This window comes from Streptomyces sp. NPDC058619 (assembly GCF_042717785.1).
Classification (GTDB): domain Bacteria; phylum Actinomycetota; class Actinomycetes; order Streptomycetales; family Streptomycetaceae; genus Streptomyces.
Window position 1 is genome coordinate 302,373 of record NZ_JBHXQN010000003.1, and the last position, 22,653, is coordinate 325,025.

The window sequence follows — 22,653 nt, forward strand, 5'->3', positions numbered from 1 at the left end:
GTCCCTTGCTCGGCACCGGTGCGGATCCCGTCGCCCCGGGTCCCGAGTCCCCTCCAGGGGAGATCTCTCCCACGGTTCGCCCCCTGCCATCTGGTCATCTGTCCAACTGGTCATATGCATTTAACCATTTGGGTCGCCTCCTCGCGAGGCTCCCGCTGAGAATCCTGCCGCCGGGGAGGGTTGACGTGATGACTGGGTCATGTCACCTTCTAGCCACCCAGCTGACCACCTTGCCAATTGGTCAACTCGCACGTCTCCGTGACGCGTTCAGAACCCGAGGTGATCCGTGAAGAACCGTTCCATCGCCGGACCGGCGGCACTCCTGCTGGCCGCGGCCGCCGTCTCCGCCTGCGGTTCCCCGTCCGAATCCGGCGGCGACGCGGCCGGTGGCACCCGACTCACCGTCTGGATCATGCGCGACAGCGTTTCCGAGGACTTCCTGACCCGCTTCACGGCCGACTTCCGCCGACAGCAACCGGACACCACCCTCGACGTCCAGATCCAGGAGTGGGACGGCATCGGGGAAAAGATCACCGCCGCCCTGGCCAGCAAGAACGCCCCGGACGTCATCGAGGTGGGCAACACCCAGGTCGCCCAGTACGCGGCCGGCGGCGGGGTCGCCGACCTCACCGGGAAGACCGCCGAGCTCGCCGGCGCGGACTGGCTGCCCGGCCTCGCCGCCCCCGGGAGGATCGACGGCAAGCAGTACGGGATTCCCTGGTACGCCGCGAACCGCGTCGTCGTCTACCACAAGGACCACTTCGCCCAGGCGGGCGTCACCGCCCCGCCCCGGACCCGGGACGAATGGCTCGCCGTCACGGCCAAGCTCAACACCGGAGGCCGGCAGGGCATCTACCTGCCGGGCCAGAACTGGTACACCCTCGCCGGGTTCGTGTGGGACGAGGGGGGCGAGTTCGCCGTGAAGGACGGCGGGAAGTGGAAGGGCCCGCTCGACACGCCCGCCGTCCAGCGGGCCATGGACTACTACGGACGGCTCCAGGCCCTCGGCAAGGGCCCCGAGGACTCCGACGAGGCCAGGCCCCCGCAGGCCGAGGTGTTCGCCAAGGGCGACGTCGCCCAGATCATCTCCGTCCCCGGCGGCGCGAAGGCCATCGAGAAGGCCAACCCCGCCCTGGCGGGCAAGCTCGGCTTCTTCCCCGTCCCCGGACCCACCGCCGACCAGCCCGGCTCCGTGTTCACCGGCGGCTCCGACCTCATCGTGCCCGCGGCCTCCGCGCACCAGGAGGCGGCGTACGAGGTGGTCAAGGCCCTGGCGGGGGAGCAGTGGCAGACCGAGCTGGCCCGTGCCATGAGCTACGTGCCCAACCGCACCGGCCTCGCCCACGTCGTCCAGGACAACGAGGGCGCCGCCGCCATGGCGGCCGGCGCGGCACGGGGCCGCGCCACACCGAACTCCCCGCAGTGGGCCGCCGTCGAGGCGACCAACCCGATCAAGAGCTACATGACGGCCGTCCTCACCGGTACGGACCCGGCCCGGGCCGCCCGCACCGCCTCCGACAGCATCACCAAGACGCTGGGCTCCTGAGCCGGACATGCCGAAGCGACCCGGAGCAGGCGCACTCCTGCCCTACCTGCTGATCGCCCCACTCTGCTCGGCTGCCTGCTCCTGCTCGGCTATCCGCTCCTGCGCAACCTGCTGATCTCCGTCCAGCACTACGGCATGACCGAACTGATCCGCGGCGGAGCCGGGTTCGCGGGCCTGGACAACTACCGCAGGATCCTCACCGATCCCGAGTTCTGGGAGGTCACCCGGCGCACCCTGGGGTGGACCACCCTGAACGTCGCCCTCATCATGCTCCTGTCCACCGGCATCGCCCTGCTGCTGCGCCGCCTCGGCCGCGTCCTGCGCGTCCTCGTCATCAGCGGCCTGGTCCTCGCCTGGGCCAGCCCGGTCATCGCCACCACGACCGTCTTCCAGTGGCTCTTCGCCTCCCGCCTGGGAGTCGTCAACTGGCTGCTGGTCACCCTGGGCTTCGAGTCCTACCGCGACTACTCCTGGTTCGCCGACGGCCCGGCCACCTTCACCATCCTCGTCGTCCTGGTCGTCTGGCAGTCCGTCCCCTTCGCCGCCATCACCCTGCACTCCGCGCTGCTCACGGTCCCCGAGGAACTGTACGAATCGGCCCGGCTCGACGGGGCCGGTCCCTGGCGCACCTTCCGCTCCCTCACCCTGCCGATCCTCTCGCCCGTCTTCGGGCTCGTCCTGTGCCTGGAGGTCATCTGGGTCTTCCGGTGCTTCGCCCAGATCTGGGCGATCAGCCGCGGCGGCCCCGACGGAGCCACCACCACCCTGCCCGTCTACGCCTACCGCATCGCCCAGTCCCTGCACCGTTACGACCTCGGCGCCGCCGTGTCCACCCTCACCGTGCTGCTCCTCGTGGGCGTGCTCATCGCGTACTTCCGCCGGCTGCTGCGCCAGGAGGCCGACCAGTGAACGCACCGCCCGCCACCCCGGTCGCCCCGGCCGGGCCCGCAGCCGCCCCGGCGGCCCGCGCCACCCCGGCCGGCCGGCCCGTACGCCGTACCCCGGCCCCGGACCGCGCACGCCGCGCGCTCGCGTCCGCCGCGCGCACCGCCACCGCGCTGGCGGTCTTCCTCGCCAGCACCTTCCCCGTCTACTGGATGGTCCTGACGGCCTTCAAGCCGACCGCCGCCATCCAGGCGGACACCCCCCAGTTCCTGCCCACCTCCCTGACCCTCGACCACTTCCGCACCGCGCTCGCCGCCGACGGGTTCTGGTCCTTCTGGCGCAACAGCCTGCTGGTCACCGCCGGTTGCGTGCTCCTGGCCCTGATCGTCGCCCTCGGCTCAGCCTTCGCCGTGGCCCGGCTCCGCTGGAAGGGCCGGCGCGGGTTCCTGCTCATGGTGTTCATCGCGCAGGTCGCCCCCTGGGAAGCCCTGCTCATCCCCATGTACGTCATCGCCCGCGACGCCGACATGCTGGACCGCCTCCCCACCCTCACGCTCATCTACTTCATGGTGACCCTGCCCTTCACCATCGTGACCCTGCGCTCCTTCCTGACGGCCGTACCGGTCGAGTTGGAGGAGGCCGCGCAGGTCGACGGCTGCACCCGGGCGACCGCCTTCCGGCGGGTCACCCTTCCGCTCCTCGCGCCCGGACTGCTGGCCACCTCGCTCTTCGGCTTCATCACCGCCTGGAACGAGTTCGCCTTCGCCAACATGATCATCATCAAGAACCAGGACGACCGGACCCTGCCGGTGTGGCTGTCCTCCTTCTCCAACGTCTTCGGCACCGACTGGGGCGCGACGATGGCCGCCGCCACCCTCTTCGCCCTGCCCGTCCTGCTGCTCTTCCTGGTCCTGCAGCGCCGGGTCGCCGCAGGCCTGACCGGCGGCGCCGTCAAGGGCTGATCCCCCCGCGTCGACCGTCCGCCGCCACCACCAACACCACCAACACCACCAACACCACCAACACCACCACCGTCCGCCGTCCCGTTGCCCGCCGTCCCGTCACCGCTGTCCCGTCACCCCGCCGTCCAGGCAAGCCCGTTCCACCGGACGCCCGACCAGGTGAGGAGCCCCACCGCGCATGTCCCGCCACACCGCCATCGCGCTCGTCCCCCGACCCGACTCCGTCACCCCCCTGCCCGGCCACTTCACCCTCGACGCCCTCACCGGCGTGCGGGCCGGTCCGGGCGCCGACGCCGCCGCCGACCTGCTGCGCGAGGCGCTCGCCCCGGCCACCGGGCTGCCCCTGCCCCCGCGGTCCGACGGCCGCGTCGTCTTCCTCCTCGATCCCGCGCTCGGCGGCCTCGGGGCGGAGGGCTACGGGCTCACCGTCTCCACCGAGGCCGTCGTCCTGCGCGCGGCCCGCCCCGAGGGCCTGCTCCGCGGCGTGCAGACCCTGCGTCAACTGCTGCCCGCCGAGGCCCTCGCCGGGAGCACGCACCGCGACTCCGCATGGACCCTGCCCTGCCTGCGGATCACCGACCGGCCGCGGTTCGCGTGGCGAGGAGCCATGCTCGACGTCGCGCGCCACTTCCAGCCCGCCGCGTACGTAAGCCGGTTCGTGGACCTCCTCGCCCTGCACAAGCTGAACGTGCTGCACCTCCACCTCACCGACGACCAGGGCTGGCGGATGCCGGTGGCCGCCTACCCCCGGCTCACCGAGGTCGGCGGCCGGCGCGCCGAGAGCACCGGCGACGGCCTGTCCCACGCCGGGGCGTACACCCGCGCGGAGCTCGCGGACCTCGTCGCGTACGCCGCCCGGCGGGGCGTCGCGGTGGTCCCCGAGATCGAGATGCCCGGACACGCCCGGGCGGCCCTCGCCGCCTACCCGCACCTCGGCAACCGCCCCGGCACCCGGCTGGAGACCTGGACGCGCTGGGGGGTCTGCGAGAACGTGTTCGGCGTCCACGACGAGGTGCTGGACTTCTGCCGGACCGTGCTGGACGAGGTGACCGACGTCTTCCCCGCCCCGTACGTGCACCTCGGCGGCGACGAGTGCCCCCGTACCGAATGGGAGGCGTCCGCGGCCGCCCGGGCCCGGGCGGCCGCGGAGGGCCTGGCCGGACCGGCCGCCCTGCACGGCTGGTTCATGCGGACCGTGTCCGCCCACCTCACCTCGCTCGGGCGCCGCCCGCTCGGCTGGACCGAGACCGGCACCGAACTCCCCGCCGCCTTCACCGTGCTGCCATGGCGGGACCCCGAACACGGCCGCGGCGCCGCCCTGCGCGGCCACGACGTGATCATGGCGCCGTTCCGCTCCACCTACCTGGACTACCCGCAGTCCGCCGACCCCGGCGAACCCCGCGGCCAGGACGGCGTCCTCGACCTGCGCGGCGTCTACGACAACGACCCCGCGCCCGCGCACTGGGAACCCGAGGCGGCCGGCCGCGTCCTCGGCACGCAGGCCCAGCTGTGGACGGAGTACGCGCGCACCCCCGCGGAGCTCGAGTACCTGGCCTTCCCCCGACTCTGCGCCCTCGCGGAGACCGCCTGGTCGGCGCACCGCGACTGGCCGGCCTTCCTGCACCGGCTCGACCGGCACCGTACCCGGCTCGCCGCCCTCGGCGTGCGCAGCCGATCCCCGCACACCGTTCCCGCCCCGTGATCCCCCCACCCCGAGAGGAACGCACCATGCGAACCCCCACCCGGCGCACGACCGCCGCCCTGGCCATCGCCCTGACGGCCGCCCTCGGCTCGGCCGCCCTGACCGCACTGCCCGCCGGCGCGGCCGGCGAGTCGGTCAAGGTGCAGTACCGCACCAGCGCCGGCGGGGCCACCGCCGACCAGGTCGAGCCCTGGTTCAAGGTGGTCAACAACGGCACCACCACCGTCGCGCTGAACCAGGTCAGGCTCCGCTACTACTTCAAGGCCGACGGCCCCGCCACCCAGTACCGCTTCGCCTGCTCCTGGGCGGTCAAGGGCTGCGCGAACATCACCGGCACCTTCGGCACCCTCGCCACCCCCACGGCGACCGCCGACCGCTACCTGGAGATCACGTTCACCGGCGGCGCCGGCTCGCTCGCCCCCGGAACCGACACCGGAGACATGCAGTTGCGCTTCCACCGGGCCGACTGGCAGACCCTGAACCAGTCCGACGACTACTCCTTCGACGCCGCCCGCACCGCCTACGGCGACTTCACCAAGGTCACCGCGCAGGTCGGCGGCTCCACCGTCTGGGGCACCGCGCCCGGCGGGAACACGCCCGACCCGGAACCCAGCCCGACCGGCCCCACGCCGAACCCGACCGACCCGGGCCCCTCCGGAGCCACCCTCTTCGACGACTTCAACTACAGCTCCCACACCGACCCGACGATCGCCGCGCACGGCTGGAGCGTCCGCGCCAACGCGGGCGGACCCGGCGTCCCCGGCGCCACCTGGGCACCCGAGAAGGTGACCTTCGCGCGGGAGGCCGGCAACTCCGTCATGAACCTGCAGACCTCCACCGCGGGCACCGGCGAGAGCACCAAGCACACCGAAGTCCTCACCCAGGCCGCCAAGTTCAAGAACGGCACCTACGCGGCCCGGGTGAAGTTCTCCGACGCCCCCGCGTACGGCCCGGACGGCGACCGCCTCGTCCAGACCTTCTTCACCATCAACGACCTCAAGGCCCCCATGGCCGACGACTACGCCGAGTACGACTTCGAGTACCTCCCCAACGGCGGCTGGGGCGAGCCGGCCAACATCCTGTACACCACCTCGTGGGAGACCTACCGCCCCGACCCGTGGGAGGCCGTCAACCAGCACTCCGAGGCCCGGACCAGCTACGCCGGCTGGCACGACCTCGTCCTGACCATCGACAACAACGCCATCACCTACTACGTCGACGGGCAGCTCTTCGGCACCCACGACGCCCGCTACCTGCCCGAGCGCCCCATGTCGATCAACTTCAACCAGTGGCTGATCGATCTGAACGGCCAGCCCAGTACCACGGCCCGCGCCTACGACCAGAAGGTGGACTACGTCCTGCACGTCAAGGACCAGGTCCTCACGCCCGCCCAGGTCGCGGCCAAGGTCGGCGCGTTCCGCACCGCCGGCACCACCTTCCAGGACACCGTCCCGAACGGCTGACGACCCGTCCGACCGGCGCTCCGGGGCGTACGACGGCCCCGGAGCGCCGCGCACGTCCGGACGCACCCCCAGCGCGCGTCGGGACGCACGTCCCGGCGCCCGCTCAGGCGGTCCGGGACTCCGTGCCCTCCGCGCGCCCCGGAGCCGGGAGCCGCAGCGGGTCGGCGACGGCGTCGAGGAGGTCCGACAGCCCCACGGCCAGCGCGGCCCGGGACGCGGCGGGCATGGCGGCCATCGCCTCCGCCAGGGCCTCCTGCCTGCGGGACCGCAGATCCCGCAGGTACGCCCGGCCCCGGGCGGTCAGCCGCACCTGAAGCTCCCGACGGTCGGCCAGGCTCGGGTTCCGCTCCAGGAAGCCGACCGCCTGCAGCCGGTCACACAGCCGGGTGACGGAGGGGGGAGCCGCCCCGAGCAGCCTTCCCAGCGCGCTCAGGTTGATCTCCTCGTTCCGCTCGATCACGAAGAGGACCCGCGCCTGCGCGGAGGAGACCGGGGGAGCGCACACGGTGTCCCGGCCCCGCTCCCAGACGATCTCCAACAGCTCGATCAGCTCGCCGACCTCCACGACCGCGGACGCGACCGGCCCGGAGGGGCGGATCGGGCTCTCGCGCATGTGACACTCCCTACCGGACGTACGAGTCGCCCGAACCGTCGCGGTCGGCGTCTTCGTGGCTTCTATAGTGACAGTTTCGAGAGAGGCAGGGCCCAGGCCGGTGGCCAGACCCGAGGGAGTGGAGCGCATTCTGCGGAATGCCGCGCCGCACGCGCTGTTCGACAAGGTCCGGGACGTCCTCGCCCAGAGGTACCACGCCCACTCCGTCGAACTGCTGATGGCCGACTACGCCATGACCAGGCTCCAGCCGGTGACCGCGCTCCCGGACACCGCCGAACCCGTCTCCGTCCACAGCAGTGCCCCGGGCCGCGCCTTCGGCGCGCAGGAGGCGTACGTGGTCACCGACCGCGCCGGCGCGACGGTGCACCTGCCGGTCAGCGTCCGGGGCGACCGCCTCGCCGTGCTGAGCGTCGGCCTCCCGGTGGACGGCTACACGGCGGACCTGCTCGGCGAGCTGCAGGACGTGGCCGACGCCCTGGCCCATGAGATCCTGGTCGCCGAGCGCGACACCGACGTCTTCCTCCGGGCCAGGCGGGCCACCCGGCTCACCCTGGCCGCCGAAATGCAGTGGCAGCTCCTTCCCGGGCGGTCCTGCTCCCGTCCCGAGTACGACCTCGGCGGGCAGCTGGAGCCCGCGTACGCCATCTTCGGCGACTGCTTCGACTGGTCGACCGCGGCCGACGCGCTGACGCTGACCGTGAACAACGGCATGGGCGAGGGCATCGACGCCGCCCTGCTGACCAACCTCGCCGTGAGCGCCCTGCGCAACGCCCGCCGGGGCGGCCTCGACCTCGTGGACCAGGCCAGCCTCGCCGACCAGGCCGTCTACGGCCAGCACCAGGGCCGGCAGCACCTCGCCATGCTCCTGATGCGCTTCTGCCTGCGGACCGGCGAGGTCGACATCATCGACGCCGGCTCCCCCCGGATCTGGCGGCTCCGGCAGGGTGAGGTGGAGGCGGTCGAGCTGGAGGCCCAGCTGCCGCTGGGCATGTTCGAGGACACCGTCTACACCTGTCAGCGCTTCCGGGTCCTGCCCGGGGACCGGCTCTTCTTCCTGAGCGACGGGGTCTACGACGTCGCCTCGCCCGGCGGCGAGCGGTACAGCCTGCACGCCCTGGCCCGGGCCATCATGAACACCCGGCTGCTGCCGCCCTCCCAGGTGCCCCGGGCGATCCTGGAGGAGCTTGCCGGGCACCGCGGGCAGATCGACGCGGAGGACGACGCCATGGTCGTCTGCCTCGACTGGCACGGTCGCCCGGACGAGACGGTCCCGGACCCGTAGAACGCCCGCAGGAGGGCCCCGCCGCGGTCGGGGCCCTGCCCCGGATCTGCCCGGATCGATCCCGTACGGGAGCGACATCGGGCGGTCACCGGTGGCAGAGTGGGCCGCATGGTGCCTCGCAGCGGTCGAAACGGCGCGGAGGGGCCCCTTCCGCGGCCGTCAGCGCCGCCGCCGAACTGCTGGAAGTGCTCCGGGCCCGGGACAGGACGGTGCGGGGGAAAGCGTCTCCCCTCCCAGCTGAAGGCACTGCTCGGCCCTGATCATCGTCCTGACCGGTTTCCGGGAGGCGGCGGGCGAGGTACTCTCCCGGCCCGGTGAACGAGGTACTCTCCCGGCCCGGTGAAGGTGACTCCGGACACGGCCGGGCGGGCCGAGGCGCCGCCGGACGGAGTCGTCCGGGAGGCGGGGCGGGCCGCGGAACCCGGCGGGGGCAGGGCTTCCGCGCGGATCTCCGACGCTGTCTTCAGAGGCGGCCCGGGGCACGGAACGCGCAGGACGGCGCCGGTGGGGGAGGGCGAGGATAATTGACCAGTTAAAATATTGCCTAACGGCAAATGATCACTCTAAGCTCGCCCCGGACGTAACAGGCGCCCGCAGGGCGCCGCGCTCTCTCGCGAGAAGGGAAACGAACGCCATGGGGAGCGCTCTGGGCCTGGGCTCGCAGTACCCGGCCGACCACGCGAGACCGCCCGCGGCCCGGCCGCCCCGGCAGGCCTCCTCCGTCGACGTCGAGCACGACCGCTTCGAGACGCTGTGGAGCGGCCTGCCGCCCCACGTCCTGCTCGTCGAGGACGATGAGGGAGACGCCCTCCTGGTCGAGGAGCTGGTCGAGGACAGCGGCATCGACGTCCGCCTCGGACGCGCCCGCTCGCTCGCCCACGGCCTGCGGCAGCTGGAGACCGACCCGCCCCAGTGCGTCCTGCTCGACCTGCACCTGCCCGACGCCCAGGGCCTCGACGCGCTCAACCGGGTGCTGGCCGCGTCCGCCGAGGCCGCCGTCGTCGTCCTCACCGGACTCTCCGAGGAGCAGGCCGGTCTCGCGGCCGTCGCGGCCGGCGCCCAGGACTACCTGGTCAAGGGCCGCCTCGAATCCGACGTCTTCATGCGGGCCATCCGCTACGCCGTGCAGCGAAAGCAGACCGAGCTCGCCGCAGCCGCCCTCCAGACGGGCCGGCTGCGCGCGGAGGAGAACGCACGCCTGGAGCGCGGCCTCCTCCCGACGCCCCTGCTGCTCGACGACACCGTCTCCGTGTGCGCCCGCTACCGGCCCGGCCGCGCCCAGGCGCTCCTCGGCGGAGACTTCTACGACGTGGTCCAGACGTCCGACGGGGCCACGCACGCCGTCGTCGGCGACGTCTCCGGACACGGACCGGACGAGGCGGCCCTCGGCGTCTGCCTGCGCGTGGCCTGGCGGGCGTTCGTCATGGCCGGCGCACGAGGCCAGGACCTGCTCGACCTCCTGGAGAAGATCCTGGTCGCGGAGCGGTCCGGACCCGAGATCTTCGCCACCCTGATCTCCGTGACCCGCCGCCCGGGCGACGGACACGTCGCCGTGCAGCGCGCCGGCCACCCCGGCTTCCTGGTGCGCTCCTCCGAAGGCGTACGGCTGGAGGCGGTCGCCGGAGGACCGGCGCTCGGCATCATTCCGGACTGGGACTCCGACTGGCCCGTGACCGAGATCCCGGTCGAGCCGTCCGGCGCCGTGATGCTCTTCACCGACGGGCTGATCGAGGGCCGCACCGGCCCCGGTTCCCAGCGGCTCGACGAGCAGGGCCTGCTCGACATCGCCCGCCGGCACACCCACCTTCCCGCCGATCCGTTCGTCGACGCCCTGATCCACACCGCGCAGAGCCTGGCCGCGGACTGGGGCGGCCTGGCCGACGACGTCGCCGTACTCCACCTCGAATGGAACACCTCCCCGTGACCTCCCCGGAACAAGCAGACCCTCCGCCCGCCCCCGGCGCCCGCAACCGGACCGGCCTGCGCGGACTGAGCGTGCAGGCCTGGTTCATGACCGCGCTCGCCGTGCTCGCCACCATGGTCCTCACCACGGCCGGGGTGGGCGCGGCGCTGCTGTCGAACACCACCGCGGCGGGGGACCGGCTCGTCGACGGGATCGCTCCGGCCCAGCGGGACGCCCTCCGGCTGGAGGCGGCCCTGCTCGACCAGGAGACCGGGGTCCGCGGCTACCTCCTCGCCCGCGATCCCGCCCTGCTGGAGCCGTACGAGCGCGGCCGGGCGGCCGAGTCCGGCGTGTCGAAGCGGCTCGCGATGCTGCTCGGCGACGAGGACGCGGCGCAGGCCGACCTGAGGGCCGTGGAGGACGCCGCGCGCGCCTGGCGCGACGAGTTCGCGACCCCCGCCGTCGCTTCGGTCCAGGCCGGGGGCACCGGCCCCTCCGTCCAGGACGGCAAGGACCGCTTCGACGAGGTGCGTCGGCGAGTCGAAGCGCAGCAGACCCGGCTGGGCCAGGTCCACGCCGACGCGCGCAAGACCTTCGGCGAGGCGCGCTCCGAGCGCGACCGCATCTTCCTGGCCGTCGCCGCGGCCTTCCTGCTGACGGCTCTCTGCCTCGCCGTCCTGCTCCACGTGGGCGTCGTACGGCCGCTCGGCGCGGTGCGCGCGGCGTCCCGCCGGGTCGCCGACGGGCGGTTCGACGAGGAGATCCCCGAACGCGGGCCGGCCGACCTGCGCTCGCTCGCCCAGGCGGTCGAGGCCATGCGCCGCCGTACCGTCGACGAGCTGGAGGCCTCCCGCCGCAACGCGGAGGAGCTCGCGCGCTCGGCCGCGGACCTCGACGCCCAGACGGTGGAACTGCGCCGCTCGAACGCCGAGCTGGAGCAGTTCGCGTACGTCGCGTCGCACGACCTCCAGGAGCCGCTGCGCAAGGTCGCCTCGTTCTGCCAGTTGCTGGAGAAGCGCTACGGCGACCGGCTCGACGAACGGGGCGCCCAGTACATCGGGTTCGCCGTCGACGGCGCCAAGCGGATGCAGGTGCTGATCAACGACCTGCTGACGTTCTCCCGGGTGGGCCGGGTCCAGGACGCGCGGGAGACCGTCCCCCTCGACGGCACGCTCGACCGGGCGCTGCGCAACCTCGCCGCCGCCGTCGAGGAGAGCGGGGCGGAGGTCGTACGGCCCGAAGGCCTGCCCGACGTGGAGGGCGACCCCACCCTGCTCACGATGCTCTGGCAGAACCTCGTCGCCAACGCGGTCAAGTTCCGGGCGCCCGGCCGGACCCCGCGCGTCGAGATCGAGGTCCTGAACGGCACCGGCTCGGAGCCCGGCTTCCACACCTTCAGCGTCACCGACAACGGCATCGGCATCGCCCCCGAGTTCACCGAGAAGGTCTTCGTCATCTTCCAGCGGCTGCACGGCCGGGAGGCGTACGGGGGCACCGGCATCGGGCTCTCGCTCTGCAAGAAGATCGTCGAGCACTCGGGCGGCCGGATCTGGATCGACACCGACCGCACGGAGGGCGCGCGGATGCTCTTCACGCTGCCCGTGCACGGCACGGACGAGCCCGCAGTCGAACCGGCCCCCGCAGTTGAACCGGCCCCCGCGGCCGCCGCCCCCGCAACCCCCGCCGCGCCGGTCCCGGCCCGGACCCCGTCCTCGTCCCAGACCGCCGAACCCGCGGCCGCGGAAGGAAACACCCCATGACCACCCCGAGCCCCGGATACCGGTCCCAGCCCGCGGAAGTCCTCCTCGTCGAGGACGACGCCGGCGACGAGCTCATGACGCGCGAGGCGTTCGAGGACAACAAGATCGGCAACACCCTGCACGTCGTGCGGGACGGCCTGGAGGCCCTGGACTTCCTCTACCGCCGGGGCGACCACACCGGCGCCCCCCGTCCCGACCTGATCCTCCTGGACCTGAACCTGCCCAAGTACGACGGCAGGCAGGTGCTCGAGCAGATCAAGACCGACCCCGAGCTGAGCCACATCCCCGTGGTCGTGCTCACCACGTCGGCGGCCGAGGAGGACATCCTGCGGAGCTACAAGCTGCACGCCAACGCCTACGTGACGAAGCCGGTCGACCTCGACCAGTTCATCCGGGCGATCCAGCAGATCGACGACTTCTTCGTCACCGTGGTGAAGCTGCCGCGGTCCGTCTGACATCACGCAACGAAGAGAGTGGGGAACATGGACACGCACCACGCCGACGCCTACGGCGCCGATGCGCGCAACCGCGTCGAGACGCGGTCCGAGGGCGACGTGCGCATCGTCGTGATGGCGGGCGAGTTCGACATGGACGGAGTGACCGAGCTGCGGACGGCACTCGACCCCGTGGCCGACGGCGTCGCCCGGTTCGTCCTGGACGTCTCCGGTGTCACCTTCGCGGACTCCACCGCGCTCAGCATCATGCTGCAACCCGCACTGGACCGGCCCGTGGTCCTGGCGGGAGAGGTCCCGAACCGGCTGGCACGGCTGCTCGAAGTCACGGGCGCGAACCGGGCCTTCGCCGTCGCGCCGACCGTGGCCGAGGCAATGGTGCTCGACGTCCCGCCGCGGCGCCGCTGACCCGTGAGCGCGAGCGGACGACTGTGATGTTTGCCTCTGCGATTGCGGGGGCGCGCAGTGGGCACACGCACAGCGTCCAGCCGTGACGAGACAGCCGAGGAGGTGAACGTGCGACCCGTGGAGAGCGGACAGGCATACCCGGTCCCACGGACCGCCATGCAGGCCAGGGACCGTGTGCAGTCGCTCATCGAGTCGTCCGGGATCCTGCCGGAAGTCTCCGGTCCCGGGGGCGACGTGTTGAGCGACGCGCTGCTCGTGACCTCGGAGCTGGCGACGAACGCCATCCGCCACGGCGGCGGGATCGTCGGGTTCAGCGCCTCCGTGTCGGCGGACGGGCTGCTCCTCGCCGTCGCCGATGCCAGCGCCGACCATCCGGTGATCCTCGTCCGGCAGCCCGGGACCTTCCCCGTGGGCGGGTTCGGCTGGCCCCTGATCTGCCGGCTCGCGCGGAGCGTGGAGATCCTGCCGGCCGCGCCCGGCGGCAAGCGCATCGAGGTACTGGTGCCGCTGGACGGCGCCCAGGATCCGCCGCCGGTCCCGGACCGGCCCTGACCCGGCGCTCCTGCGCGGCGCCCGCGCCCGGCGTGCGCGTCAGCGTCGGCGCACGGATCGCGGGCCCGCTGGGCTGACCGGTGTCCTTCCTGGTGGCGGGCGGCCTGCTGGTGGGAGGCTGTTCGGCCGCTGACGGCAGCGGCTCGCCGGCCGCGGACCGGCCGGGCCCGGCGACGCCGGCCGCCGGCACGACGTCGGACACCTCGGCGTCCCCGCCCCGTCTCCGTCCCCGCCCTCGGCCGAGGCATCGCCCCGAAGGACCCGTCGGTCCCGACGTACACCCTGCCGCCGCTGCGGCAGTAACCCTTGGTTACGGCGCATCATCCGGCCGGGAGGGGCAACACGTGCTCCATGAAGCGAAGATACGCCGCGCCCGCGCGGGGAACCTGGCCGGTGCTGCTCCTCCCGGTCCAGGCCGCACTGATGGTGGGACTCGGGCTCCTGGTCACGGGACCGGCCGTCGGCCACTGGCCGTTCTCGGAGGAGAACCGGGCCAACCAGGACCTGGCCGAGCGGCGTGCCGCGCCGGTCACCGGCGTCTCCGAGTGGTTCTCCACGCTGGCCGCCACGGAGACGATCATCGGCCTGACCCTGCTCTGCATCGTGGCGCTGCTGGTGCTGCCCCGCGTCGCCTGGCGCACCGAGGCGCTGTTCCTCGGCGCGTCGGTCGCCGCGCAGTCGGCGGTGTTCCTGGTGGTGACGATGTGCGTGGAGCGTCCGCGCCCTGCCGTCCCGCGGCTGGACGGAGCCCCGCCGACGTCGAGCTTCCCCTCCGGACACGTCGGGGCCTCCGTCGCGCTCTACGGCGGGCTGGCCGTCATCGCACTGCTCCGCATGCGGGGCCCCTGGCGGTACGTCCTCTCCGGCGCGCTCCTGCTCGTCCCGCCGGCCGTCGGGATGTCCCGGATGTACCGGGGCATGCACTACCCCACCGATGTGGCGGGCGGCCTGCTCAACGGCGCCGCGACCCTCCTGATCATCGGGTTCGCGGTGCTGTACGGCAGGAAGTCCGCCGCGGCCCCCTCGGCCCCCGCCCCGCGTGACGGCTCGTCCGCCCCCGCAGCCCCCGACGCCGCCGCCGCGCCCGCGGACTCAGCCCGCGCCGGCGGACCCGCCGGCCGGACCGTCGTCGTGGTCCGCCATCCGTACGGCTGCCCGGACGCACTGGCCGACCGGGTACGCGCCGTGCTCACCGCCCGCGGATACCGCGACCAGCGCTGGATCCCGACCTCGGCCGAACGCCCCTGCGGCGCCCTGGCCGAGGAGATCGCCGCGCGCGGCCCCTCGCTCGTGGTGGTCTGCGGGGGCGACGGCACCCTGCGCGCCTGCGCCGACGTCGTGGCCGGGACGGGAATCCCGCTGGCCGTCGCGCCCTGCGGCACCGGAAACCTCCTCGCCCGGAACCTGGGCCTCCCCCTGGACCCGGCCGGCGCCCTGGACGAGGCCCTGGCCGGCGACAGCTTCGGGATCGACGTGGGCCGGGTCGAGGGCGACGGCCTCGCGCCGACCCGGTTCACCGTCATGGCGGGCGCCGGGTTCGACGCCGCGATGGTCCGGGACGCCTCGCCGCGGCTCAAGTCCCGGCTGGGCTGGGCCGCGTACGTGCTCTCCGCCCTGCGGCACCTCGGCGACCCCGGCATGCGGCTGTCGATCCGGATCGACGGGGGGCGCCGCCACCGGCGCCGCGCCCGCATGGTCGTCATCGGGAACGTCGGCACCCTCCAGGGCGGCCTGCCCCTCCTGCCGGGCGCGCGGCCGGACAGCGGACAGCTGGAGGTGATGCTGTTCGACCCCCGCGGCCCCCTCGGCTGGTTCACCGCGGCCGGACACCTCGTCGCCCGGATCCTGCGCGGCGGCCGCCGTGCCCCGCTGCGGCACGCGGTGTCCGCGCAGGCGGGCGGGCGCCGCGAAGCCGGCGGCGCGCTGGAGTACTTCAGCGCCACCCGGGTCGACATCCGCTGCGCGGTACCCCAGCCGCGCGAGATCGACGGCGACGTCGTGGCCGACGGCACCCGGCTGAGCGTCGCGGTCGAGCCCGGGGCGCTGCGGATGTACCTGCCCCGGCCGCCCTCGGCTCCCGCCGGGGTTCCCGGCCCCGCCACGGCCGAAGGCCGCACCGGGCGCGGTCCGGCAGCCCCCGCGCACCAACCGCGCTGACACCGGCCGCGAACGGGCCCGGCACACCGCAGTACCGCAGTACCGCAGTACCGCAGTACCGCAGTACCGCAGTACCGCAGGAAACCGTACGAGGAGGACAGGGGAACGATGGGCACCGCACGACGGGTACCACAACGGCACGACGTGGAGGGCGAGGAGCTGTCCGGCGACGAGGCGTGGACGGCGCTGCGCCGTTACGGCAGCTGGAGCCTGGCCCGCGACTCGTTCGTCCGCTTCCGCTATGCCGACGGCTTCAGTCACGCCCGTGCGCTCGCCCTCCAGACGGTGCTGTCCATCGTCCCGCTGTCCATCGCCGCCGTCGGGCTGTCCGGCGTCCTGCACACCGAGGACGTAGGCCGCATAGCCGAGCTCACGATCCGCCGGCTGACCAGCGGTCCGGGCCAGGCCGTGGTGGACGAGGCGCTGAGCGAGAGCCGCCGCCACGCGGGAAACGGCGGCCAGGCGGCGCTCTGGCTGGGGCTGCTCTTCTCCCTCTCCAACGTCACCACGGGCCTCTGCCAGGTCGAACGGGGCGCCAACCGCATCTACGGGAACGAACGGGACCGGCCCTTCCTCGCCAAGTACGCCCGCGGCCTCTTGATGGCCGCCCTGGCGGGCTTCCCGCTCGGGCTCAGCTTCATCCTCACGGTCCTGGGCTCCCACCTGACCCACGCGCTGGCGGAGGTCTACCAGCTCAGCCCGACCACCGTGCAGGCGTGGGAGATCCTGCGCTGGCCCGTCGGGGTCCTGCTCGCCGTGCTCGCCACGAGCGCGATCTTCCGCCTGTCGCCGCGGCGTCGCCAGCCCGGCTACACCTGGCTGGCGTTCGGCGCCGTCGTCTACCTGCTGCTGTGGAACCTGGCGACCTGGGGGCTGAGCGTGTACGTCGGGGCGAGCAGCTCGTTCACCAGCGTCTACGGACCGCTCAGCGCCATCGTGTCGTTGCTGCTCTGGTCCTACCTCACCTCGATGGCCCTCTTCCTCGGCCTCGCGTTCGCCGCCCAGCTGGAAGCCGTACGGGCGGGAGTGCGGGAGCCGGTGAAGGCCGACCCCGGGGTCTGAACCCGCCCGGCGCCCGGTCCCGCACCGGCCGCCTCCACCGCGAACGAAGGGAGCGTCGCCACCATGGCACAGCGCACCGAACACCCCCGACGGCGGCTCCTGCGGAGCCTGGTCTCACGGCACTCCGGACCCGACGTGACGTTCGGCAGGAGGCTCGTGCTGGCCGCCGTCGCGACGGCCGCGGTGTCCGTGCCCTTCGCCCTCGCCCTGGTGCTGGTCGAGTCCCAGTGGGTCCCGCTGCACCGCCTCGACCGGACCACGGCCGAGCGGCTCCACGCCACGGCCCTCGACCACCCGGGATGGGTGCGCGTCCTGGAGGCCCTCACCGGCATCGTCTGGGACCCGGTGACGATGCGCCTGCTCGTCGCGCTGCTGGTGCTCTGGCTCCTGGTCCGCCGCGCCTGGCGGCTGGCGGCCTGGGCCTCGGTGACCGCGGTGGCGAGCGGCCTGACCGGGCTGCTGACCAAGGTGGCGGTCGAGCGGGCCCGGCCGCACCTGCCGGACCCGGTGTCCCACGCGCCCGGCTTCTCCTTCCCCTCCGGCCACGCGATGACGGCGACCACCTCGTGCGCGGTCCTGCTGCTGGTGCTGCTGCCCCTGGTGCCCCGCGCGTGGCGCCCGCTGCCCTGGGCGCTCGCGCTGGTCTCGGTGGTCGGCGTCGCCTACACCCGGGTCGCGCTGGGCGTGCACTGGGTGAGCGACGTCGTCGGCGGCTGGCTGCTCGGCCTCGCCGTCGTCACCGCGACGACGCTGGTCTTCGAAGCCTGGCGGGTCGATGCCGGGCGGCTCCGCACGACCGTCGCCGAGGGACTGGAGCCCGAGCTCTCCACCACCGATCCCGAACCGCCCGTGGACGTACGGGACCCGGTGCCCTCGGCGCCCCGTGACGAGGCCCGCCGGCCCGTACGCTGACCTGGACCGGCCCGATGTCACCGAACACCGTGCCGCCCGCCGATCGCGGCGGCGACCTGCTCGAAGGTCGGCGCGCCCCGCAGCAGTTGGGGGGTCGGCCTCACCCCGCGGAAGGGAGGCCGTCCGGGCCGATGCGGGCGACGAGGAGGGCGATGTCGTCGTCGGCGGAGGCCGGTACCAGGTGGGCGATCAGGGAGTCGCACAGGTGGTCCAGCGGCTGGTGCGGTTCGGTGAGCAGACCGGTGAGCTCCTTCAGGCGGTCGTCGATGTCGCGGCTGCGGGCTTCGATCAGACCGTCGGTGTAGAGCACGAGGACGCTGCCGGGCGGCAGTTCGAACTCGGTGGTGGTGAAGGGGACCCCGCCGACGCCCAGGGGAACGCCCGGCGGCGTCTCGATCAGGCGGACGGTGCCGTCGGGCTCGGCCACGGCCGGTGGCGGATGCCCGGCCCGGGTGACGCTGCAGCGGCCGGTGGCGGGGTCGCAGACCACGTACAGGAACGTGGCGAGCATCGGCTCGGCCAGGTCGGCGAGGGTGGCCTCCAAGTGGTGCAGCAGCGCGGTCGGCGGCATGTCGAGGCGTGCGAGGGCGCGGACGGTGGCGGACAGGCGACCCATGACCGCGGCGGCCGCGATGCCGTGGCCCATGACGTCCCCGATGAGCAGGCCGGCCCGGCCGCCGCTGAGGGGGAGGACGTCGTACCAGTCGCCGCCGACCTCGTTGACGTCGCTGGCCGGCAGGTAGCGGTGGGCGATCTCGATGCCGGCGGGCGGCGTCACGTGCTGGGGCAGCATGCTGCGCTGGAGGACGACGGCGGTCTCGTGCTCGTGGTGGTAGAGCCGCGCGTTGTCGATGCTGATGGCGGCGCGCGCCCCGAGCTCCCCGGCGAGGGTGACGTCGTCGGACCCGAACGGGCCGACCGGCCGGGTGCGGTAGAAGGTCGCGATGCCGAGCACCACGTCCCGGGCGACGAGCGGGATCATCAGGAACGAGTGCACGCCCGTCTTCACCAGCTGGGCGGGCTTGGGGGAGTGCCGGGCGGCGGGGGCGACGGACCTTTCGTCGAGGCGCGAGATCAGGAAGGGCTGGCGGTCCGAGAGGGCCTGGGTGTAAGGGGCGGCCACCGGGAAGGTGAGGGTCCTGCCGCGCGGGGCCAGGATGTGCGTGACCGCGGACCCGGTCTGCGGGGCCTTGCCCAGACGCCGCAGGGCGATGCCCCCGGTCAGGCCCATGCCCGGCTCGCCGCCGTGGGCGAGCGTCTCCAGGACGTCGACCGTGACCGCGTCCGCGAGGTGCGGTACGGAGAGGTCGGCCAGCTCCTGCGCCGTGCGCTCCAGGTCGAGGCTGGAGCCGATGCGCGCGCTCGCCTCGCTGAGCAGGGCGAGCCTGCGCCGCCCCGCTTCGGCCTCGGTGTGGTCGTGCTGCTGCTCGGTGACGTCGAGGAGGGAGGCGATGACACCGATCGGCCGCCCCCCGGGGTCCTGCACGCGTACGTACGAGCAGGACCACACGCGGTCGTGGTCCGGATCGGCCGGGGTGCGGCCGGTGCGCCGCCGGTCGAGGACCGGTTCGCCGGTCTCCAGGACCCGGCGCATCGCCTCCTCCATCTCGCCCGCGTTCACCTCGGGCAGCACCTCGGCCAGGCGCCGTCCCACGTGGGCGGACTCCGCGAGCCCGTTCATCGCCTCCAGCGCCGCATTGACCTGTAGGAACCGCAGTTGCGTGTCGAGGACGGCGATGCCGACGGGCGAGCGGGCGAACAACCCGTCCCACACCGCCGAAGAGCCCCGGATCCGCCGCGCCGCGTGGGCGTCGGCGGCGAACACCAGCACCGCCGAGGCCCCCGGGCGCCGGTCGGTGACCGGGCACGCCCAGATCTCCAGCTCCAGCGGATGGCCGTCCCGGTGCCAGGTGGTGACCGTACCCATCACCCCGCGCCCGGTGGCGGCCGTCTCCCAGAGCGAGCGGCCCAGGCTGCGGTCGGCCCCCGGGTGGAGCAGATCGGAGATGTGCCGCCCGAGCACCTGAGGCGGGGCGTAGCCGAGCAGGTCCTGCGCGCCGTGGTTCCAGCGCACGATCTGCCCGTCGGCGCTGGTGGCCACGAGGGCAACCGGCAGGGCGCCCAGCCACCCGCCGGCGTCCTGGGCGGCGCTGCTGATCAGGTCCTCCAGTGGCATGTCCTCATGCATCGCGCACCCGCTCCTCACCCGGCACGGCGGGCAGCTGTGCTTCTCCCACACCTCCCATCGTCGCCCTGGCCGTCGTGGGCCGCACTCCGGGTGCGGCGGCCGGAGGACGGGACGGGCCCGTTCGGGCGGCAGCCCGCTTCGGCGTATCGTTCGACGGCTTCGGTCAGGAACCGCCCGGTGGCGTCCGGCTCCGCGGCCCGGTCCCGGAGCCGCCCGTAGGAGGTGGCGTACTCCACCACCTCGGTCGGCTTCTCCAGGTAGACGTCGCTGGTGAAGCGTTCCAGGTAGACCACGCCCGGGTCGGTGCCCTCGGCGAACTCCAGCAGCGAGAACTGCCCGGACACGCCGGGGTGCGCCCCCGCGCCGTGCGGGAGGACGCGCAGGGTGACGTGGGGGTGGGCACTCATCACCGCCAGGTGCTCCAGTTGCGCGCGCATGACGTCGGCGCCCCCGACGGCGCGCCACAGCGCCGACTCGTCGAGTACGACGCGTAAGCGCAGCGGCCGGCTCGGACCGGTGAGACGGTCCTGGCGGCGCAGCCGCACCCTCAGGTGCGTGTCGATCTGCTCGGCCGTCGCGTGGGGGATCGTTCCTGCGATGACCGCCCGGGCGTATGCGGGGGTCTGGAGGAGTCCGGGGATCACCAGGGGGTCGTACGAGCGGATCGATGTGGCTGCCGCCTCCAGGCCGATGTAGGCGCCGTACGGGACGTGGCCGAAGGCGTTCCACCAGCCCTGCTGTCCGGATTCCCGCGCCATGTGGATGAGGGAGTCGACGAACTGCTGGTCCTGGACGCCGTAGAGCGCGCAGAGGTCGCGTACGTCCCGGGGCTTGACGGCGCGGTGTCCGTTCTCCAGGAGGCTCAGCTTGGGCTGGGAGATCATCAGGCTCTCTGCCGCGTGGCGCGCCGTCATCCCTTTGCTCTCACGGAGCTTGCGAAGCTCCGCTCCCAACCGGCGTCTTCCGGCCGTGGGATTGGGGTGTGCTGCCACGGGACGCGTACCTCCGGTTCAGCAACCTGTGTTGGCAGCAGAGTGCCACGGGCGTGTGGAGAATCCGTTCTTCGCCACCCTGTCGGGGGCTCGACGCCTCTAGGCAGCGTGGATGCGGCGATTTCCTGCGGATTTCAAGGCTGGTGGTTTGATCGCAAGGCGAATGCCGGTTCATTAGTGAACTCGTGCGACATTTAAGCGCCCGAACGGGGTGTTCTTTCACGTCACCTGAATGCGGCGCACCGTGCGACACATTGCTGCGTAATATGCCAGCGAAAAGGAATCGGCGGCCCTTTTCTTTCGGGTTCCGCCGATTGCGCCACCGTCCCCTCACAGGAGCTGGCCCCTCGATGACGTCGAACACTCCGGATGCACCCCGTCGGCGCACCACGCCGACATGGATCGCTGCGGCACTCGCCGCGGTGATCGGCTCTGTCGCAGTCGCGATGGTGCCGACCCAGGCGGTCGCCATCGCCACACCCGTACCCCTGGCCGCGGCGGACAGCTTCGCCGTCCTGGCCGGCTCGGAGATCACCAACACCGGACCCACGGTGATCAACGGAGACCTCGGGGTCAGCCCGGGGACGGCCATCAGCGGATTCCCGCCCGGCCTCGTGAACGGGGTCCAGCACTCCGCGGACGCCGTGGCCCTCCAAGCGAAGAGCGACCTGGTCGCGGCGTACAACAACGCCGCCGGACAGGCCACGGACGCCGCCCTGCCCCCGGACGCCGGAGGCCTGACGCTGGTCCCGGGCGTCTACACCGTCCCGTCCACCCTCGGACTCACCGGCACCCTCACCCTGGATGCCCAGGGCAACCCCAACGCCGTCTGGGTGTTCCAGGTCGGCTCGGGCCTGACGACGGCCACCTCCAGCCGGGTGCTCCTCATCAACGGCGCGGCGCCCTGCAACGTGTTCTGGAAGGTCGGCAGTTCGGCCACCCTCGGCACCGACACCACCTTCGTGGGCAACATCCTGGCCCTGACCTCGATCAGCCTCAACACCGGGGCGACGATCGACGGCAGAGCCCTGGCCCGCAACGGTGCGGTGACGATGGACAACAACAGGATCACCCGGGCGACCTGCGCCGCGGGCACCACCGGCGGCACCACGGGCGGCCTGATCACCGGCGGTGTCGTCGCCGGCACGACCACCACGGGCGGCACCGCGACCGGCGGCACCACCGGCGGCACCACCGGCGGCGTCCTGGGCGGTGTCCTCGGCGGTCCGACGACCGGCGGAACCACCGGCGGCACCAGCGGCGGGGTGCTCGGCGGGGTACTCGGCGGTGTCCTGACCGGGGGTACCACGGGCGGCGCCCCGGGCGGCCTCATCGCGGGTACGACGGGCAGCCCGACCGCGGGCACGACCGGTGGGATCAACGGCGGCACGACCGGTGGGATCAACGGCGGTGCGATCGGCGGAGTCAACGGCGGAGTGATCGGTGGTCCGGGTCACGACCACGGCGGCAAGCCGGGTCACGACCACGGCGGCAAGCCGGGTCACGACCACGGCGGCAAGCCGGGTCACGACCACGGCGGCAAACCCGGTCACGACCACGGCGACGACCACGGCCACGGCGGGAAGCCGGGTCACGACCACGGCCACGGCCACGACGGCGGACCCGGCCACGACGGCGGTCACGACCACGGCGGCAAGCACGGTGGCGGCGAGTAGCCGAAGCCCGTCCGCCGTGACGGCGGCTCCCGGAGCGGGACCGAGCGCTCCGGGCGTCCGCCGGACCGTGTGAGCGGTACCAGGGGCGCGCGGCGGCGTTTTCGAATCCGCCGCGCGCCACCGATGAGAGCTCAGGAG

17 protein-coding genes and 1 pseudogene are annotated in these 22,653 nt (G+C 73.1%); 15 read left to right on the forward strand and 3 right to left on the reverse strand.

Annotated elements, in window-relative coordinates:
• The first annotated feature begins 286 nt into the window (after positions 1-286).
• The 5 genes and pseudogenes from ACFWTC_RS05405 (at position 287) to ACFWTC_RS05425 (ending at position 6,558) form a co-directional block, all read left to right on the forward strand.
• Entirely contained in the window at positions 287-1,546 is a 1,260-nt protein-coding gene (locus tag ACFWTC_RS05405; RefSeq protein WP_384026158.1) for an extracellular solute-binding protein, read from the forward strand.
• 7 nt (positions 1,547-1,553) lie between these two features.
• Positions 1,554-2,455 (forward strand): annotated as a pseudogene (locus ACFWTC_RS05410) (carbohydrate ABC transporter permease).
• Positions 2,452-3,393 carry a carbohydrate ABC transporter permease gene (locus ACFWTC_RS05415; RefSeq protein WP_384026155.1) on the forward strand — a complete coding sequence of 314 codons (942 nt, stop codon included), beginning with the start codon at positions 2,452-2,454 and terminating at the stop codon, positions 3,391-3,393. Before ACFWTC_RS05410 ends, ACFWTC_RS05415 begins: the two are co-directional and overlap by 4 nt.
• 178 nt (positions 3,394-3,571) lie before the next feature.
• On the forward strand, positions 3,572-5,095 hold the full coding sequence (locus tag ACFWTC_RS05420; protein WP_384026152.1) for a beta-N-acetylhexosaminidase: 1,524 nt from the start codon (positions 3,572-3,574) through the stop codon (positions 5,093-5,095).
• 26 nt (positions 5,096-5,121) lie between these two features.
• Positions 5,122-6,558, forward strand: coding sequence for a cellulose binding domain-containing protein (locus ACFWTC_RS05425; protein WP_384026149.1), 1,437 nt, complete (start codon positions 5,122-5,124; stop codon positions 6,556-6,558).
• 103 nt (positions 6,559-6,661) lie between these two features.
• On the opposite strand, the gene ACFWTC_RS05430 is transcribed toward ACFWTC_RS05425, so the two are convergent.
• On the reverse strand, positions 6,662-7,171 hold the full coding sequence (locus ACFWTC_RS05430; protein ID WP_384026146.1) for a MarR family transcriptional regulator: 510 nt from the start codon (positions 7,169-7,171) through the stop codon (positions 6,662-6,664).
• A gap of 100 nt (positions 7,172-7,271) precedes the next feature.
• Here ACFWTC_RS05430 and ACFWTC_RS05435 point away from each other — a divergent pair, with 100 nt between their 5' ends.
• From ACFWTC_RS05435 to ACFWTC_RS05475, 9 genes are all read left to right on the forward strand, one after another.
• Positions 7,272-8,453, forward strand: a complete 1,182-nt coding sequence (locus ACFWTC_RS05435; protein WP_383927698.1) for a PP2C family protein-serine/threonine phosphatase — start codon at positions 7,272-7,274, stop codon at positions 8,451-8,453.
• Between the two features lie 634 nt (positions 8,454-9,087).
• The gene (locus ACFWTC_RS05440) at positions 9,088-10,377 is read left to right on the forward strand and encodes a PP2C family protein-serine/threonine phosphatase (protein ID WP_383927701.1); all 1,290 of its coding nucleotides are present in this window, start codon (positions 9,088-9,090) and stop codon (positions 10,375-10,377) included.
• On the forward strand, positions 10,359-12,116 hold the full coding sequence (locus tag ACFWTC_RS05445; protein ID WP_383927704.1) for an ATP-binding protein: 1,758 nt from the start codon (positions 10,359-10,361) through the stop codon (positions 12,114-12,116). Before ACFWTC_RS05440 ends, ACFWTC_RS05445 begins: the two co-directional genes overlap by 19 nt.
• Entirely contained in the window at positions 12,113-12,571 is a 459-nt protein-coding gene (locus ACFWTC_RS05450) for a response regulator (protein WP_383927707.1), read from the forward strand. The genes ACFWTC_RS05445 and ACFWTC_RS05450 overlap by 4 nt, the downstream gene beginning before the upstream one ends.
• A gap of 27 nt (positions 12,572-12,598) precedes the next feature.
• Positions 12,599-12,976: an STAS domain-containing protein gene (locus ACFWTC_RS05455; RefSeq protein WP_383927710.1), complete on the forward strand. Its 378-nt coding sequence runs from the start codon at positions 12,599-12,601 to the stop codon at positions 12,974-12,976.
• A 156-nt stretch (positions 12,977-13,132) separates the two neighbouring features.
• Positions 13,133-13,528, forward strand: a complete 396-nt coding sequence (locus ACFWTC_RS05460) for an ATP-binding protein (protein WP_384074057.1) — start codon at positions 13,133-13,135, stop codon at positions 13,526-13,528.
• Between the two features lie 351 nt (positions 13,529-13,879).
• The gene (locus ACFWTC_RS05465; RefSeq protein WP_383927715.1) at positions 13,880-15,685 is read left to right on the forward strand and encodes a diacylglycerol kinase family protein; all 1,806 of its coding nucleotides are present in this window, start codon (positions 13,880-13,882) and stop codon (positions 15,683-15,685) included.
• 108 nt (positions 15,686-15,793) lie between these two features.
• Positions 15,794-16,747: a YihY/virulence factor BrkB family protein gene (locus tag ACFWTC_RS05470; protein ID WP_383927718.1), complete on the forward strand. Its 954-nt coding sequence runs from the start codon at positions 15,794-15,796 to the stop codon at positions 16,745-16,747.
• A gap of 63 nt (positions 16,748-16,810) precedes the next feature.
• Positions 16,811-17,659 (forward strand): phosphatase PAP2 family protein, encoded by an 849-nt coding sequence (locus ACFWTC_RS05475; protein WP_383927721.1) that lies wholly within the window; start codon positions 16,811-16,813, stop codon positions 17,657-17,659.
• A gap of 100 nt (positions 17,660-17,759) precedes the next feature.
• On the opposite strand, the gene ACFWTC_RS05480 is transcribed toward ACFWTC_RS05475, so the two are convergent.
• Complete coding sequence (locus ACFWTC_RS05480; RefSeq protein ID WP_383927723.1) at positions 17,760-19,847, reverse strand: SpoIIE family protein phosphatase; 2,088 nt, start codon at positions 19,845-19,847, stop codon at positions 17,760-17,762.
• 14 nt (positions 19,848-19,861) lie between these two features.
• Positions 19,862-20,839, reverse strand: a complete 978-nt coding sequence (locus tag ACFWTC_RS05485; RefSeq protein ID WP_383927726.1) for a helix-turn-helix transcriptional regulator — start codon at positions 20,837-20,839, stop codon at positions 19,862-19,864.
• A 350-nt stretch (positions 20,840-21,189) separates the two neighbouring features.
• On the opposite strand from ACFWTC_RS05485, the gene ACFWTC_RS05490 reads away from it, so the two are divergent.
• Positions 21,190-22,515, forward strand: coding sequence for an ice-binding family protein (locus tag ACFWTC_RS05490; RefSeq protein WP_384074060.1), 1,326 nt, complete (start codon positions 21,190-21,192; stop codon positions 22,513-22,515).
• Positions 22,516-22,653 lie beyond the last annotated feature (138 nt).

Coding starts and splice junctions, on each gene's coding strand:
- ACFWTC_RS05440 (WP_383927701.1), top strand. CDS start 9,088: ATGGGGAGCGCTCTGGGCCTGGGCTCGCAGTACCCGGCCGACCACGCG.
- ACFWTC_RS05475 (WP_383927721.1), top strand. CDS start 16,811: ATGGCACAGCGCACCGAACACCCCCGACGGCGGCTCCTGCGGAGCCTG.
- ACFWTC_RS05445 (WP_383927704.1), top strand. CDS start 10,359: ATGGAACACCTCCCCGTGACCTCCCCGGAACAAGCAGACCCTCCGCCC.
- ACFWTC_RS05420 (WP_384026152.1), top strand. CDS start 3,572: ATGTCCCGCCACACCGCCATCGCGCTCGTCCCCCGACCCGACTCCGTC.
- ACFWTC_RS05425 (WP_384026149.1), top strand. CDS start 5,122: ATGCGAACCCCCACCCGGCGCACGACCGCCGCCCTGGCCATCGCCCTG.
- ACFWTC_RS05480 (WP_383927723.1), bottom strand. CDS start 19,847: ATGCATGAGGACATGCCACTGGAGGACCTGATCAGCAGCGCCGCCCAG.
- ACFWTC_RS05450 (WP_383927707.1), top strand. CDS start 12,113: ATGACCACCCCGAGCCCCGGATACCGGTCCCAGCCCGCGGAAGTCCTC.
- ACFWTC_RS05465 (WP_383927715.1), top strand. CDS start 13,880: ATGAAGCGAAGATACGCCGCGCCCGCGCGGGGAACCTGGCCGGTGCTG.
- ACFWTC_RS05430 (WP_384026146.1), bottom strand. CDS start 7,171: ATGCGCGAGAGCCCGATCCGCCCCTCCGGGCCGGTCGCGTCCGCGGTC.
- ACFWTC_RS05490 (WP_384074060.1), top strand. CDS start 21,190: ATGACGTCGAACACTCCGGATGCACCCCGTCGGCGCACCACGCCGACA.
- ACFWTC_RS05460 (WP_384074057.1), top strand. CDS start 13,133: ATGCAGGCCAGGGACCGTGTGCAGTCGCTCATCGAGTCGTCCGGGATC.
- ACFWTC_RS05470 (WP_383927718.1), top strand. CDS start 15,794: ATGGGCACCGCACGACGGGTACCACAACGGCACGACGTGGAGGGCGAG.
- ACFWTC_RS05455 (WP_383927710.1), top strand. CDS start 12,599: ATGGACACGCACCACGCCGACGCCTACGGCGCCGATGCGCGCAACCGC.